Origin of the sequence: Thauera sp. 27 (assembly GCF_000310125.2) — a bacterium.
In the GTDB taxonomy this organism is placed as follows: domain Bacteria; phylum Pseudomonadota; class Gammaproteobacteria; order Burkholderiales; family Rhodocyclaceae; genus Thauera; species Thauera mechernichensis.
The window spans coordinates 1-14,183 of sequence record NZ_AMXB01000020.1 but is presented as its reverse complement, the minus strand read 5'-3'; the positions used below and the strand labels follow the sequence as shown (position 1 = coordinate 14,183).

The following is a 14,183-nucleotide window of genomic DNA, read 5'->3' as shown; positions in this document are numbered from 1 at the left end:
AGCACATGAAGATCCTCGCCCCCTCACCCGCCGACCTCACTCGGGGCCGCGCCGCCACGCCGATCGCCTTTATCCGTGCGATCGTCCTCGGGTACCGGCTGCGGGGCATGGATCCGGCCAGCGCACTTGCGCAGGCGCAGATCCCGGCAGCAGTGCTGGAAGACCCTGCAGCACGGGTCACCGCTGCACAGATGGAACTGCTCTCGGGAATCGCCATGCAGGCGCTCGACGACGAAGCGCTGGGTTGGTTCTCGCGCCGCCTGCCCTGGGGCAGCTATGGCATGCTGTGCCGGGCGTCACTCACCTCGCCGACGCTGGAGGTAGCGCTGAAACGCTGGTGCCGCCACCACCGCTTGCTGACCGAGGACATCGTGTTCGAGCTCGTGCCCCAGCGCAGCGTGGCGACTATCCGGGTTGCCGAACACACCGAACTGGGTGAGTTGCGCGAGTTCTGCCTGGTCAGCACGCTGCGCTACCTGCTCGGCTACGCCTGCTGGCTGGTCGACTCGCGTATCGCACTGACCGCAGCCGCCTTCCCCTTCGACGCCCCGGCGCATGCCGACGCCTACGCCTACCTGTTCGCCGGGCCTGCAAGCTTCTCGGCCCCTGCTGCAGCGATCAGCTTCGACGCCCGCTACCTCACCCTGCCGGTACGCCGCGACGAGAAGGCGCTGCAGGCCATGCTGCAACGCGCGCTCCCGCTCACCGTGCTGCAATACCGCCGCGACCGCCTGCTCGTGCACAGCGTCGCCCAGCTCCTTGCTGCCACGCCAGCGGCCGCACACACCGCCGAGGACGTCGCTGCACAGCTGAACCTGTCGGTACGAACCTTGCACCGGCAACTGAAGGAGGAAGGCGTGTCGCTGCAACAGCTCAAGAACGAAGCCCGGCGCGAGCACGCGACCCGGCTGCTGCTGCAGACCCGCAAACCGGTCAAGCAGGTCGCGGCGGCCGTCGGTTTCGACAGCGAGAAGAGCTTTGCGCGGGCATTCCGCGAGTGGACAGGGGCTGCGCCAAGTGCCTATCGAACGGGCGCAGGCTCCGCAGCATAGCGGGCACGCAGCGCGCAGCCCATCTCGCCTCACCTCACGAACAGCGTGAGCGAAAGCAGTGAGGGTCTTGTGCATCGGTGCGGACGGGCTGGCTCGGGGCACGCATTCTAGCCTTGCACCCTGTTTCGCCGAAGCCGACACTGCCCCTACCCGATCAGCCACTCAAGCGCGAGACATTGCAATGGACCTCCCCGCCCACCAGCTCACCATGACCGTCCTGATGACGCCCGACACCGCCAACTTCTCAGGCAAGGTTCACGGCGGCGCCATCCTCAAGCTGCTCGACCAGGTGGCCTACGCCTGTGCTGCGCGCTACGCCGGCCACTATGTCGTCACCCTCAGCGTCGACCAGGTGATGTTCCGCCAGCCCATCCAGGTTGGCGAACTGGTCAGCTTCCTCGCCTCGGTCAACCACACCGGCAACTCGTCGATGGAGGTGGGCATCAAGGTCGTTGCCGAGGACATCCGCGCCAAGGTCGTACGCCACGTCAATAGCTGCTTCTTCACCATGATTGCGGTCGACGACGAAGGCCGGCCGACCAAGGTGCCGGCGCTCGAACCCCATACGCCGGACGAACGCCGCCGCTTCGCCGAAGCCGAAGTGCGCCGCGCGATGCGGCGCGAGATGGAGCGCAAGTTCGCCGAGGTGCGCGGCGGAGAATGAGATCAGCCCGATCGGCGCCTGCTGCCCCCTCACAGCTCGATCACGTAGGGCTCCCCTGGGGTCGGGTTGTACTCGGCGATGTAGCCGAGCCCGGCCTGCCTTTCCGCCGGAGCCCAGCGTAGCGTCGTCTGGCTTTCGTAGTTGAAGCACAGCGTTGGCGGCTGATGCACCGAACGCGCAATGATGCGTTGCACGGCTTCGGCATCGGGGTGGCGGAACTGGCTGCCATTGGTGCTGAACAGGAAGCGCGGGCTGTCGATGAGGGCGAGGAGCTCGTCGCTGATGTTGCCCGCGCTGCCGTGGTGCGACACCTTGACCGCATCGACGCGCAACACCGCTTCGCCGCGCTGCGCGAGCAGGCGGCGAAGCGAGGCGGTGATCACATCATGATGGGCGTCGGCGAGAAACAGGCAGGACTTGCCGCCAAACTCGGCGAGAAAGGCAATCGAGCTGCCGTTGGCGGCAGCCTTGTCGACCTTGAGCTGGCGCCTGAGCACCGCGTCGAGCTCCGCGGTCGTGCCCAGCAAGCCCTGGCCAGGCAGGTAGGCCTTGCGCCTGGACAGGCTCGTCCACGCCGACTCGAGGTCGCCGGGGTTGATGTCGGCGCCGAGATCCTTCTTCCAGCGCTCCCGCATGCGGTCGAGCTTGGCCCGGGTGGGCGACAGCAGGGTAAGACGCATGCCGTGCGCGTCAGCCAGGGTGCATTCCGGCAACACCCCCGTATCGGGCACCACCACCGCATTGCCAGCAAACGCCCTGTTCCACTGTCCGGCGTCGAACCGTCGCACGATCAGCGCACTGAGGAACTCGCCCTGCTTGCCGCCCAGCACGCGGCCGCCTGCCTGCAGATGACTCCAGCCGTTGAACCAGATGTCGACCACGCGCACCGGTACGGGCTTGTTGGCGAACAGGCGCACGAGCCCCTCGACATGGTCGGTGTCGACGTGACTCATCACGACCAGCTCGAAGCGCCTGTCACCCTGCGGCAGCGCATCCAGGCGGGCCTCCAGGTGAGGATAGGTCGCGATCGGGCCGCCATCGATCAACATGCGCCGTGTGCGCGACGCATCGCCGTACTCGACGAACAGGCAATCACCGTGTCGTGCCGGCAGCATCTCGATGCGAAAGAATGGTGCGGCGCTCATGGGTTGCAGGCTCACAAGCGCCAGTCGGCGTCGCCGAACGCCACCACGCAGAGCGCCATCGGCAGACTGTCGAGCAGGGCCTGGCGCTTGACCGCGCGCAGCACTTCACCAAGGCAGCGTGAGCCCTCGGCACCCCCGCCCTCATCCAGCCCTGCGGCCGCGGCCAGCAGGCCATCGAGGATCTTCTCGCCCACCTTGACGGCATGCGGACCGAATACGGTAGCGATGGTGGACACGACGGCCGCCGCACCGGCCTGACGGAAATAGCGTATGTGGCTGGCGTACTGTTGCGCCGTACTGGCGACATCGCACCCCAGCAGCAGCACCAGCGGGTAGGGTCCATCGATGTGCACGTATTCGCGCGGCAGGCGCAAGGTCTTGAACGGCTTGCCACCAATCTCGAGCGCGACATCCTGCTTGTCGCCCGTGTTGTGAGGAAACGCCACCAGCAATGTTGGATGTTCCCCGCCGACCGCAGCCCGCCACTCGTCCCAATCCTTCACCTCGCGCACCGCGCCCTGCATCCTGCCCTCGAGCAGGCGGATGAGCGGCCCCACCTCTTCCTGCCGCAGCTCCGCGCTATAGCCCACCAGCGCCGAGCGGTCGAGCTGCAGGCGCAGGCGGTCACCCGCCGGTTCGGCCTGGACGAGCACTTCGGCATCTCCCGGCCGGCCCAGCGCGGGATTGAAGACATGGCGTTCGATCACCTTGCGCAGCCCCCAGAAGCCCATCGGGCATACATGCCGGCGGGGGTCCTGCTGGCCCGCGCAATGGCCCGGACAGGCGCCCGCGGCCAGGGCCTCGAGCGCGTCGGGACAGAAGCGCACATCGCCCTCATCGTCCGGCGGCACATACTGGTAGATGAACTCGAAGGGCACCACGGCATCTGCGCGCGTACTGACAATCTGGATGTGGGTCGCCTCGTCCACATCCATGCCACCGCTATTGAGGGCCTGCAGATGGTCGATGACCAGCGCGGAGTAGAGGTCGCCCCCGAGCCGGGCAAGCCTGAAGAACAGCGTGAGGTTGTCACCCGTGGTCAGTCCGGCGCTGTAGTCGGCCACGCTGTAGGCAACCTCGGAGAGTAGTCGGTTGATGGCATCGACCGGCTCCTGGATGCCGCTGAGGTCGGTCGCCCATGCACGCCGGCCAGCGATGCCGGTGAGCAGCGGGCGTGCCCCATGCGTGTGATTGAGCACGAACGACGCATCGAAGCGCCGCCGCGAACCGAGGTCGCTCCAATGCTCGCGCACCCGCGCCTCGACCTGTTGGGTGATTGCCGGGCGGGGACCGGTCAGCCCCCCCTGCTCGACCACCTGGGCATGGATCAGCACCGTCTGCAGCACACGCCCACGGTGCAGCACGCTGATACGGCCTTCGAACGCCGCCGCCATGCGCGGCGTGAGCACGAACTCGAGCACGCTGCTCGGCCCGGAACGGGGCAACCAAAGCACACCCGTCAGCGGCGCATCGAGCTGGAGCGGCTCGTGAAAGACCACCTGCAGGCGGTGGCGCCGTCGCCGGGGCGGCAGCTCATGTGCGGGAAAGGCCTCGGAAGCGGTCTGCCAGCCTTCACCCGGCGGGCCGATGCGCAGCCGCAGCAGCACCTGCTCGCCAACCCTGAGGCACTCGTGCTCCTCGACGAGACCTTCACCCTCCCGGCGCCAGAAGCCGTGCTGGACGTAGCGTGTCTCGGGCTGCTCGGCCGCCTGCACGGCTTCCACGGCAGCCAGCGCAGCCACAGCTTCGGTGAGGGATGAAGCTTCGTCGGACTCACGGACGTAGCGGTAGCGCTCGCGCGACGCATCGATGCCACGCGCGAGCGCCCGTGGCGCCACGCTGCGCAAGTTCTCGCCCGCGCCCGCAACAGCCTGCGCCACCCGCCCCAGACCGCGGGCCTGGCTGGGGCGAACCTGCTCCAGCGCTTCGACCACGCCCGGCGTACCGATCAATTGCGCCAGCGTACGCTCGCTGAGCGCCAGCGAGGCGTGGGCGGGAGCCGCCTTCAACCGCCCTGCAAGGCGGTCGACTGCGCTGGCAAGATGACTGAGTCGGATCAGGTCGCGATTGAGAAAGGCCAAGACATCGGCACCGAAGGCCTGCCGCAGCGCTATATCGAGCGGCAGGTTGTGGGTGAGCTCATCGCCCAGGCGTACCAGGGCAGGCATGCGCTGCTCGACATCCACGCCGGCGGTGCCGAGCGAGCGCACGCAGGCAACACCCTCGGCCGCCAGCACGTCCGCCACGACGCGCACCAGACGCTCGAGCTGGCCTCCGTCCTGCCCGCCCTCGACATCCGTGCCCCCAAGCACGAGCGCAAACGCCGCACGACAGGGCGCCCCCCGGGCCAGCAGTCGAGCCGCCACTGCACGCAGCGAGCCGCTGAAGACCATCACCTCCACCCTTGGTACGGCGCGATCCGCACGCATGAAACGGTAGGGCCACGGCTCCCTCCAGTGCGCGCGAAACGCGCCGAAGGCGTTGGCAAGCGGATCATCAGCCAGCACACAGAGGCGGAAAGGCAAGGCCCAGTCCACGCGACCGTCGGCCGCGAAGGCGTCGGCCACGAAGACTGCCGCGGCACTCACCGCGGGCTGCTGCAGGACGCGCAGCAAGGGCAGCAGGGCTTGCCAGTCCCGTCCGCGGCCATACACCGCGAGCCGAGTACCCCAGGGCGCGTCGTCGAGGTAGCGTTGCCAGGCTTGCGCAAGTTCGAGCGCCGCCGGGAAGGCGGGCAGGCGTTGCAGGGCTGGCAGCTCCCACGCCACCAGCGGCGCTCCATCGCGGCGGTCCGCCGCCTGGGCAATCGACCATTCGGCCGCCCTCGGCCGCGCAAACGAGCCGCCCGCGGACACGCGCTGCGCCGATACGCGGCGACGCAAGCGGCGCTGTGCGGCGTTGAGCGCCCCGAGGGCCGCACACGCTCGCGCAAAGTCGTCGTCATCAAGCCCCAAGCCCCAGGCGGCAAGGCGATCGCGATCGATCATGGCGGCGCGCTCCTGTCAGTAACTGCAATGCGACCGGCGCCAGCGGGCGCACCGGCCGCTGCGTTCAGCCCAGCGGCCACTCCGGTACGGGCCAGCCCTGCGCGGCGGGAATGGCGAGCCCTGCCCGCATGCGCAGGGCAACATCGGCCAGCGCATAACCCCAGTTGATCAGGCGGCCCTGGTCGCGAGGCTCGAACTTCTTGAGCCGGGTAGGAATGTGCTCGAGCGTCGTGGTGAGGGTGTTGTCGGCAACCAATGCCCGTGGATCCTTGTAATCGCCGATCCGGGTACCGATCCCCCAGTAGGCACCACGGCGGCGACCGGCCTGGATATCTTCCACCAGCCAGCGCTTGCGCAGCGCGCGCGTCTGGTCGATGAGGATGTCACGCACGCGACCGAGCTGCAGCAGATCGTCCTCGAACGGCGACTCGTCGATCTCGAACGGCGCCCCGGCATCACTCACGAGAATGAGGTCGATCTCGCGCAGCAGGGCCTCCAGCCCCATGTTGTCGTACACCCCGCCGTCTGCGAGCACAATTCGCCGCCGCAGTGCCTCAAGGTTCGGCAGCTCGCGCTCGGGCTGCACCCAGGTGGCAGGGTCGGACTTCAGCACCACCGGCGAGAAGATCGGCGGGAAGGCGCTCGATGCAGCAACGGCTTCCGCCAGTCTGACGTCGGTACTGCGCGACAGACCGAGGTAGTAGTCGGCGATGTAGTCCTGGCGAAAGCGGAAACTCCGCCCGGTCTGCATGTTGGTGGCGTAGAAGATGAAACGCGGCGCAGCCTCCAGCGCTGGATCCGGCAGCTCCCTGAGCAGCGTGTCGCCGAACAGGTCCTTGGCGTAGCGACGGGCGAGGAAGTCTCCCGAGGTGACGAAAGGTACGAGATGGCCCAGCGCGGCCGTCTTGACGTCGATGGACTGGCTGCAGAAGGCACGCACCGGCTGAGCGATCACGGTCTCGAAGTTGTCCGCGCGCCCCTCGCTGAACGCGAGCGCGCGCCAGCGGTGGGCAAGCACGCCCGCGAGGATCGACCCGCCGGAAACGCTCGTGACCCGCGCCAGGCGCCCGAGCAGGCCTGCTTCGTTGAGCCTCCACAGGCTCCCGAGGCCGAACAGCGTTGCGCGAAACCCCCCGCCCGATAGGGCGAGCCCCACCCTTGCTTCGTCTCCCCTGCTCATCTCCGTCCCCTCCTGGCTGCAGCGCTCGGCAGGCGCCCGCGCCTCGATCCAATATAGGCCCGCCCAGGCGCCGCGTCAGCACGAGCAGTAAGACGGCGCCGTGCAAAGCGGCCAGGCAATGACATGGGGCGACGGCAGGTCTATGCTGGACATGAGAGCTTAGGTATTTGCCGACACGCCTGGGGGCCTTCTGGGCACGACCATGGCGTAGTGGCGGTCAGCAGCGTTTCCCATCGACCATGACAAGGAGTGATCATGAAAAGAGTCTTCCTCGCCAGCGCATTCGTTCTCGCCACCGGGACGGCGCAAGCCGATGTCGGGGCGTTCGTCGGCATCACCTATGCCTTCGGCTCGAATCAAGGTATTGGCTTTACCGTGCAGGCGACTTCGACGCGCAAGCAGGACCGCGGCATCCTGGCCGCCGGCCTCAGCTACCACCCGTTCGCCACCGGCAGCAAGGTTGGACTGCCGGTTGGCGTCGGCTACCAGTGGAAGGACGCGGCGGCAATCGTGGGCTATGACGTGCTGCTGAAATCGCCGGTCGTCAGCGGCGGCTATGTGGACACACGCAGCAAGCGCCGCAGCGCCGCGCCGAGTGGGGAAGGCTCGGGCGGCGAAGGCTCGGGTGGCCCCGTCTGAGGGACGCGCCAGCCTGATCGCAAGCGTGCCGCGCCACCAAGGGCGCGGCACTGCGTTTCAAGCGTCTGCGGCGACGGGCAAAGGATGGCCGCACTCAGGACCAGGCGTACCGCCCGGAGGCGCAGGAATCAGGTACGCAGCACGCTCGGGTCCTGCTGGCCCGGCGCCGTCGTCTGCTCGGGCGGAGCCGGACGCGCGGCCGCGTTTGCACCGACCTGCGCCATCGCTTCATAGCTGGACAACGCCCGCTGGGCCGAATAGTTGTTGCGGATATCGGCATTCGCGGCGGCGGCGCGCGCCTGCTCAACCGTACGCGCCTCCTGGGTGCCGTTGTCCGGGCTGGGCGCCGACTGGCGAACAGCCTCGCTTCGTGCCTCGGCACTGAGGGACACGACGGCGCTTGGGGAACTGGCTCTGGCGGCATCTGCCAACGCGGCATCGGCGGCACGCCCAGCCTGCCCTTCCTGCGGCATGGCTTGCGCCTGGCGCAGTTCGGGAAGCCGTGCTGCATCGCGGACGGCGAGTCCCGTCGCAGTATTGATCGCATCCATGGCCTACCCCCTCCTGTAGTCTGCTTCCCTGCACTTCGAATGCCCGGCCCGCTCGTGGCAGGCGCGCGCCCAGGAACATGTGTTACCAGTGTGACATATCGCGAACGCCCGTGACCGATAAGGGCGTCACGGTCACTGCGCACTACATGCCCAGCGACTTCAACAAATCGTCGTGATCATTCGCGGGCGCAACCGGAACGCGGGCAGGCTGCGCAGCCTGCTCGAGCAGCGCATCCGGATCAAGAACCTCGTGGGCATCGAAGTCGTTGAGCTGGATGAACTCCGCACGATCGACGGCAAGCTCGAGGTAGAAAACGTTGTGCCCACCGGTGTAGAAGGTGACCCGGCGTGCCTCCGGGTTGTCGAGCTTGGTGTCGACGCTGAGAATGACCTGCTTGTTGAGCACCAGCATCTTGGGCTGGTTCTGCGTGATATGGGTCTGGAGCTGGCGCCCCACCTTGCCGGTGAAGTCGCCGACGATCTGGTTCATGAGCTCACCCATGACATTGCTGACCTCGTCCGACGTGTGCGATGCGGCGAGTTCGCTCGACGCCATTCCCATGCTGAGCAGATACTTCTGGTACAGCTCCATGGCTGCCGGAGCCGAAAAATTAATGACGACCAAACCGGAAAAACCGCCATCGAAGAGCACGAAACAGCCGATGTCAGGCTTCAGGCAGGTCTTGGAAATGCGCTGGACCATCCCGGAGTAGCGGATCTCGCTTTGCGTCGCCGCCGTGAGCACCTTGGCGACCGAATCGCACAGGCTTTTCAGGAGGTCTTCGGTACCGAAAACGACGGCGTTGTCTCGAGATCTGCTCATCGGTGGCATCCTTGTGCGCATGGAATGGCGAAACCCACTCTATACCACACTGCACGAGCTGTCAGCGGTTCGGATGGGCGGCGTCACGGCGCTCACCAGAGACGCACTCCCGACCAGGTGTATTGCGACGCTATCGGCGAACAAATACTGCTGGCGGCATGACGACGAAAAGGCTGGCTCCGTCAGGGCCATGACCTATCCACACCATGAAGCGGGGCCAGAAGCCGGGAGGTATTGTGCGGGCGATTTGCCCGGGACGTGACGCGGTGCGGCTTCCTAGAATCGGTGCGTCGATCCAGGGAGGCGGCGATGAAGGCAATCAAGGTGGCAGGGGTGCTGGGTGCGATGTTGTCCATGCTGACGCAGGCGGTTGGCGCGGCAACGGTGGAGCGTACGCTGAGCGCCGGACCGGCGCGTGTGTGGACTGCGGTCCTGGGCAGCGGGGTGCCCGTGCTGGCGGTCGATCATGAGCGTTTTGAGGCGACCATTGTGCTGGACGACGCCTTGCCAGTGAGCGTATCGGTGGATTGGGATGAGGTGGACGGAGGCACGCGCCTGGCGGGGATGGGGGCGTCCGCAGATTCCGACGGATTCCGGCGGTGGGTCGAGGGGGTTGAGCGGGTCGCGCTGGAGCAGGTGCAGCGTAACCGCTACTGTCGTGGTCTGCAGCCCGATCCGCGTCATGACGAGGTGCCGGAACCGAGCCTCGAGGCCGCGACCGATTGCGGGCTGAGCACTGGCAATTTTTCGTCCGCATTGCTCGAACTGGAGAAATGTGGCGATCATGAGACCACGCTGAAGCTGCTCAGCCTGTGTTCGCATCAGAATCATGCAGGTGGTCTGGTGCGTATTTCCCAGCTATACGAGATCGGTGCCGCCGTGCCCCGGCGCGCAGAACGTGCGACGCATTTTCTGGCGCGGGCGGCCTCGGCAGACAATACCGAGTATCACATCAGTGCCAAGACGCTGTACGCCACGGCCTTGTATTTTGGTGTTGGCGTGCCGGTGGATCGGCCCCGCGCGCTGGCCTTGTTCCAGACGGCTGCAAGTCTTGGTGACAGTGCGGCGGACGAGTTTCTGCGAACCGGCACGCATTCAGCATGGCGACGCATCGATGGACGCCTGTTCCGTGACCCGGATTTCGTAGAACTGCGGCCATGAAAACCGTTGCCCTGCGTGGCGTGCTTGCGTGGTTGCTGTTGCTGCAGGCGCCCGTCGCACTGGCCGAGGATGAGGGGGATCTCAGCTACCGCCACTTTGTGGACAGCCCACGTCGGATCAAGTGTCTGTATGGCTACGTCGCCGAAAAAACGGGCGACCACGTATCTGCAGTCAGGATTTTCGAGGACTGCATTGCGCGCTGGAACGATGTGTATTCGATGATCTGGCTGGCACAGATGCTGGAATCGGGCGTAGGGGTTGCCCGCGACGAAGCCCGTGCCGCGCGGCTCATGGAGCGCGGGGCCATGAGCGATGAGGTGGGTGGCTATGCGACCCTGGCGCGCTATCACTGGGGGATGGCATTGGCGCAGGGACGAGGCGTGGATGCCGACCCGGCACGCGCAAGACATTGGCTGCAGCGCGCCGCGGACGAGGGCGATTTATTGGCCGCAGACGCCCTGCTGCGCTGGGGCGAAGCGGATTGAGCGCGGTCGGATCGGTATCCGCGTGATCTGCCCGTCAGTTGCCAAAGCCGATGCGACGGGCGAGGCGGACCAGTTCGAAGTCGTTGGCAGCGCCGAGCTTGGTCTTGATCTGATAGTGGGTGTTATGCACGGTCTTGGGGCTGAGTGACAAGGTGGTGGCGATGTCGGCAACCGACCGGCCGTCCAGCAGCAGGCGCAGGATCTCGCTTTCGCGTGGTGTCAGTTGGTCGGAAGGACCGCGTTCGCCCTCTCCGCGCAGTTGGCGAACTTCCTGCGCAAGGTCGGGGCTGATAAAGGTGCGCCGTCCGGCCACGGTGTTGACGGCCTGTAGCAATACCTCTGGCGGACTGCTTTTGGTGACATAACCCAGAGCGCCGGCCTCCAGCGCACGGAGTGCCCACAGTGCATCACGATGCATGCTGAAGCCAAGCAGGCGGGCGGTGTGGTCGCGCTGGCGGATACGCGCAATCACTTCCAATCCGCCAAGATCGGGCAGCGCCAGGTCGACGATACAGAGGTCGGGCTGGCGCTCACGCCACAGGCGCATGCCGTCTTCGCCGGTACCCGCCTCACCAATCACCGTCATCGTGCCTTGCAGTTCCAGCAAGCGGCGATACCCTTGCCGGACGACGGCATGGTCGTCGATCAGCAGCAACTGGATCATGTGGCGCCCCGCGTGCCTGCCAGGAGTTCGACCCGTAACTGCGTGCCTCGTCCCGGCGCGCTGATCCACTCCACCGTGCCGCCCAGTGCGGAAGCCCGTTCGCGGATACCCAGTCGCCCATGGCCCTCCGGTGCCGGACCGGCGGTGTCGCCTTTGCCGTCATCGCGGATGGACAGGCTCAAGCGCTCGCCATTGCGTTGAAGATCGATCTCGATCTGGCTGGCATCGGCGTGGCGAAGGGCATTGGTCAGCCCTTCCTGAACGATGCGGTACAGGTGGATGGTCAGCGTCGGTTCGAGCGTGTCGAACAGGCCCTGATGATGGAATTGAATGCTGGGCGTGCCACTGTGCATGCGCTTGCAGTCGGCAATCAGTTGCTCCAGTCCGGCGATCAGACCGAAGGCCTCCAGCCTCGGCGGACGTAGACGGTGAACAATGTTCTGGATGCTCTCGTGCATGCGGGCGAGGGTTTCGCCCAGGCTGTCCAGCACGGACGTCAGCGGGGCGTGAGCGGTCGACGCGGCTAGCGACTGTCTGAGGTAGGCGGCGTCGGCACGCAGCGAGGTCAGGTGTTGCCCCATGTCGTCATGCAGTTCGCGGGCCAGGTAGTGGCGCTCGTCCTCGCGGACATCGAGCAGATGTGTTGCAAGCCTGCGCTCGGCGGCTCGGGTCGTGGCCAGTTGGGCGGCAAGACTGTTGAACTCGTTTGCGATCCGGCGGAATTCATCCAGCTCGAAGGCGGGCAGGCGCACCGTGGTGTCGCCGCCCTCGAGCCGGCCTATGGCGGCAAGGATCTGGTCGGCGGGGCGCAAGGCGCGGCGGACGGGGCGCACGATCACCGCTGCCAGCATCGCCAATGCGGCCCAGCCGACCAGCACCAGATACATCGACGACAGCCAGTGTGAGGCTTCGGTGTGCCAGTCCGGGCGGACATGGATATGGCCCACCGCGACGCCGGGCGCACGCAGCAAGGGGCGGACGCTGGTGTCAGCTGGTGTATGCAGGGCCTCCAGCCAGCGGGCAAGGACCCCGGCGCCTGAGCGAGGGGGCGCGGGGCGCACGCAGGCAGCACCAATCTGCCGCGACCACAGGTCTTCCACTTGCACACAGAACGCCAGCCGACGTGCGAGGGGTTCCAGCACGGCAAGATCCACCCGGATGGATTCTCGGTTGAACACATCGGCCTGGCGGGGCTGATCCTGGTTCAGCAATTGCTGGATGACGGCTGCAGTGTCGGGCGTGTCCGCCAGCGCCTGTTGCCGGATCTGCCAGCCGTGCGCTGCCAGCAACAGCAGCGTCAAAAGGCATGCGAAGGCCAGTAGCCGTTGCAGCAGGCTCCGCTGCAGATCGAGGGCCGCCCGGGTGGGGCCGACAAGCGGCCTGGCCGCATCCGGCGCAGGCGGCGGTGTCCTATCGAGTCGATTCGTGGATTCGGCTTCGGGCGGCATGGTGCGTCATTTTCCCCCTGATCGGCATCGGCGCCCAATGCTACCGGCGCAGCACAGGCAAATTGCCCGCCCGCAGGCCGTGCGGGGCACGGCCCACCGGCCCGACGCTATGATCAGCGCCACCTCGGATGCATACCGACTAGGACCGAGCCCACGCCCAGGAGACACATGATGCCACTGCACGCGAACACCGCCCCGCCGTCAGCCGCCCAGACACATGGGCGCGCGCATGAGCCCTGCACTCACGACCATGCCCGCCACGGCCTCGTCAGTGCGAGCCGCCGCCAATGGGCGAAGGGGCTGGTCGCCGCGCCACTCCTGGCTGGGCCCTGCGTGCAAGCCTATGCTGGCAGCCTCGAGCCTCAAGAGGGGCCCGCCTTGAGCGCAGCGGCGATGGCGGCCCGCTTCACCAGCCTCGCCGAGGGCCTTTCCGCCGTAGCACGCATCGAGCCGTTCACCATCACGCCAGCCGATCTGCCCTGGACGCAGGCCTTGGGGCTGCTTGGTGCCGGGCAACAGGTGTCCTTTTTCCTCGATGGGCTGTGGTGGTTCAGCAAGGATCATGGACGCTGGCTGGAGCCGGGCTTCGTGTTCTTCGCCCGCGTAGCTGGAACAACGGGCAACAGCGCCATCCACAACTGCATGCAGAACACCGGAACACTGACCGCGGACAGGGCCGGAACCTTGCAGATCGCGCGCTCCGTCGGCGAGTTTGCAAGCCCGCAGGGCGAACTGTGGGTGCCGCTCGAACAGTACCTCGCGGCTCAAGGCCAGGTGGAAGGCGTCGCCATCGCATGGAGCGGCGACGCGCATGAAGGCCTGCTCGCCCTGTCTGCGCGCGGCGACGCGCATGGCATGATTCGTTCCGAATTGCAGCGCATGCGCCAGGAACGCCTGATGCCCAAGGGCTGGCACAACTTCTTCGCCTTTGGCGATGGCGGAATCTTCAGCGAGGCGCCAAGGGGCGACATCGCATGCGAAACACACAAGAACGTCGGCATCCTGCAGTACCCGCTCGCCGACCAGCCTTTACGCCCCGGGCTGCAGCTGGAATGGACCTGGGTGGTCGACCGCCTGCCTTCGGCCCTGCCCGAGGACGCGTTGCTGAACCACGACTATCTGTCGATCGCCGTCGAGTTCGACGACGGCCAGGACATCACCTACATGTGGAGCTCGACCCTGCCGGTCGGCACGGCCTTCCGTTGCCCGATCCCGGGCTGGAACGCCATCGAGACGCACGTCGTGCAGCGCAGCGGGACGGACACGCTGGGACAGGAACTACACGAGCGCTGCGACCTGTTCCGCGACTATCAGCGTCTGGTCGGTGGCCAGGCCACCCGCGTCGTCAGGATCTGGCTGATCGCGAACTCGCTCTTCATGCGCC

The 14,183-nt window shown here is 66.6% G+C and carries 13 protein-coding genes; 6 read left to right on the top strand and 7 right to left on the bottom strand.

From position 1 onward, the window contains the following. Positions 1–5 precede the first annotated feature (5 nt). Both B447_RS12080 and B447_RS12075 read left to right on the top strand, forming a co-directional pair. Complete coding sequence (locus B447_RS12080; RefSeq protein WP_002940314.1) at positions 6–1,052, top strand: AraC family transcriptional regulator; 1,047 nt, start codon at positions 6–8, stop codon at positions 1,050–1,052. Between the two features lie 181 nt (positions 1,053–1,233). Continuing rightward, positions 1,234–1,716 (top strand): acyl-CoA thioesterase, encoded by a 483-nt coding sequence (locus tag B447_RS12075; RefSeq protein WP_002931268.1) that lies wholly within the window; start codon positions 1,234–1,236, stop codon positions 1,714–1,716. Between the two features lie 29 nt (positions 1,717–1,745). On the opposite strand, the gene B447_RS12070 is transcribed toward B447_RS12075, so the two are convergent. The 3 genes from B447_RS12070 to B447_RS12060 form a co-directional block, all read right to left on the bottom strand. Then, the gene (locus B447_RS12070; protein WP_002931271.1) at positions 1,746–2,861 is read right to left on the bottom strand and encodes a ComEC/Rec2 family competence protein; all 1,116 of its coding nucleotides are present in this window, start codon (positions 2,859–2,861) and stop codon (positions 1,746–1,748) included. A gap of 11 nt (positions 2,862–2,872) precedes the next feature. Continuing rightward, positions 2,873–5,848 carry a hypothetical protein gene (locus tag B447_RS12065; protein ID WP_002940310.1) on the bottom strand — a complete coding sequence of 992 codons (2,976 nt, stop codon included), beginning with the start codon at positions 5,846–5,848 and terminating at the stop codon, positions 2,873–2,875. A gap of 64 nt (positions 5,849–5,912) precedes the next feature. Continuing rightward, on the bottom strand, positions 5,913–7,028 hold the full coding sequence (locus tag B447_RS12060; RefSeq protein ID WP_002940308.1) for a patatin-like phospholipase family protein: 1,116 nt from the start codon (positions 7,026–7,028) through the stop codon (positions 5,913–5,915). 255 nt (positions 7,029–7,283) lie between these two features. On the opposite strand from B447_RS12060, the gene B447_RS12055 reads away from it, so the two are divergent. After that, positions 7,284–7,667, top strand: coding sequence for a hypothetical protein (locus B447_RS12055; protein WP_002931277.1), 384 nt, complete (start codon positions 7,284–7,286; stop codon positions 7,665–7,667). 128 nt (positions 7,668–7,795) lie between these two features. On the opposite strand, the gene B447_RS12050 is transcribed toward B447_RS12055, so the two are convergent. Together B447_RS12050 and B447_RS12045 are read right to left on the bottom strand one after the other, a co-directional pair. Further along, positions 7,796–8,218: a hypothetical protein gene (locus B447_RS12050; protein WP_002940307.1), complete on the bottom strand. Its 423-nt coding sequence runs from the start codon at positions 8,216–8,218 to the stop codon at positions 7,796–7,798. 142 nt (positions 8,219–8,360) lie between these two features. Next, a complete protein-coding gene (locus B447_RS12045; RefSeq protein WP_002931285.1) occupies positions 8,361–9,041 on the bottom strand; it encodes a DUF3334 family protein in 681 nt (226 codons plus the stop codon). A 309-nt stretch (positions 9,042–9,350) separates the two neighbouring features. On the opposite strand from B447_RS12045, the gene B447_RS12040 reads away from it, so the two are divergent. Both B447_RS12040 and B447_RS12035 read left to right on the top strand, forming a co-directional pair. Continuing rightward, positions 9,351–10,202 (top strand): tetratricopeptide repeat protein, encoded by an 852-nt coding sequence (locus B447_RS12040; protein ID WP_002940306.1) that lies wholly within the window; start codon positions 9,351–9,353, stop codon positions 10,200–10,202. Next, entirely contained in the window at positions 10,199–10,687 is a 489-nt protein-coding gene (locus B447_RS12035; protein ID WP_002940304.1) for a tetratricopeptide repeat protein, read from the top strand. The genes B447_RS12040 and B447_RS12035 overlap by 4 nt, the downstream gene beginning before the upstream one ends. 34 nt (positions 10,688–10,721) lie before the next feature. On the opposite strand, the gene B447_RS12030 is transcribed toward B447_RS12035, so the two are convergent. Both B447_RS12030 and B447_RS12025 read right to left on the bottom strand, forming a co-directional pair. Continuing rightward, a complete protein-coding gene (locus tag B447_RS12030; RefSeq protein WP_002940303.1) occupies positions 10,722–11,351 on the bottom strand; it encodes a response regulator in 630 nt (209 codons plus the stop codon). Further along, complete coding sequence (locus tag B447_RS12025; protein ID WP_002940302.1) at positions 11,348–12,799, bottom strand: sensor histidine kinase; 1,452 nt, start codon at positions 12,797–12,799, stop codon at positions 11,348–11,350. Before B447_RS12025 ends, B447_RS12030 begins: the two co-directional genes overlap by 4 nt. A 171-nt stretch (positions 12,800–12,970) precedes the next feature. On the opposite strand from B447_RS12025, the gene B447_RS12020 reads away from it, so the two are divergent. After that, positions 12,971–14,183 (top strand): DUF3047 domain-containing protein (locus tag B447_RS12020; RefSeq protein ID WP_232431616.1); only part of this gene is annotated, 1,213 nt, incomplete at its 3' end.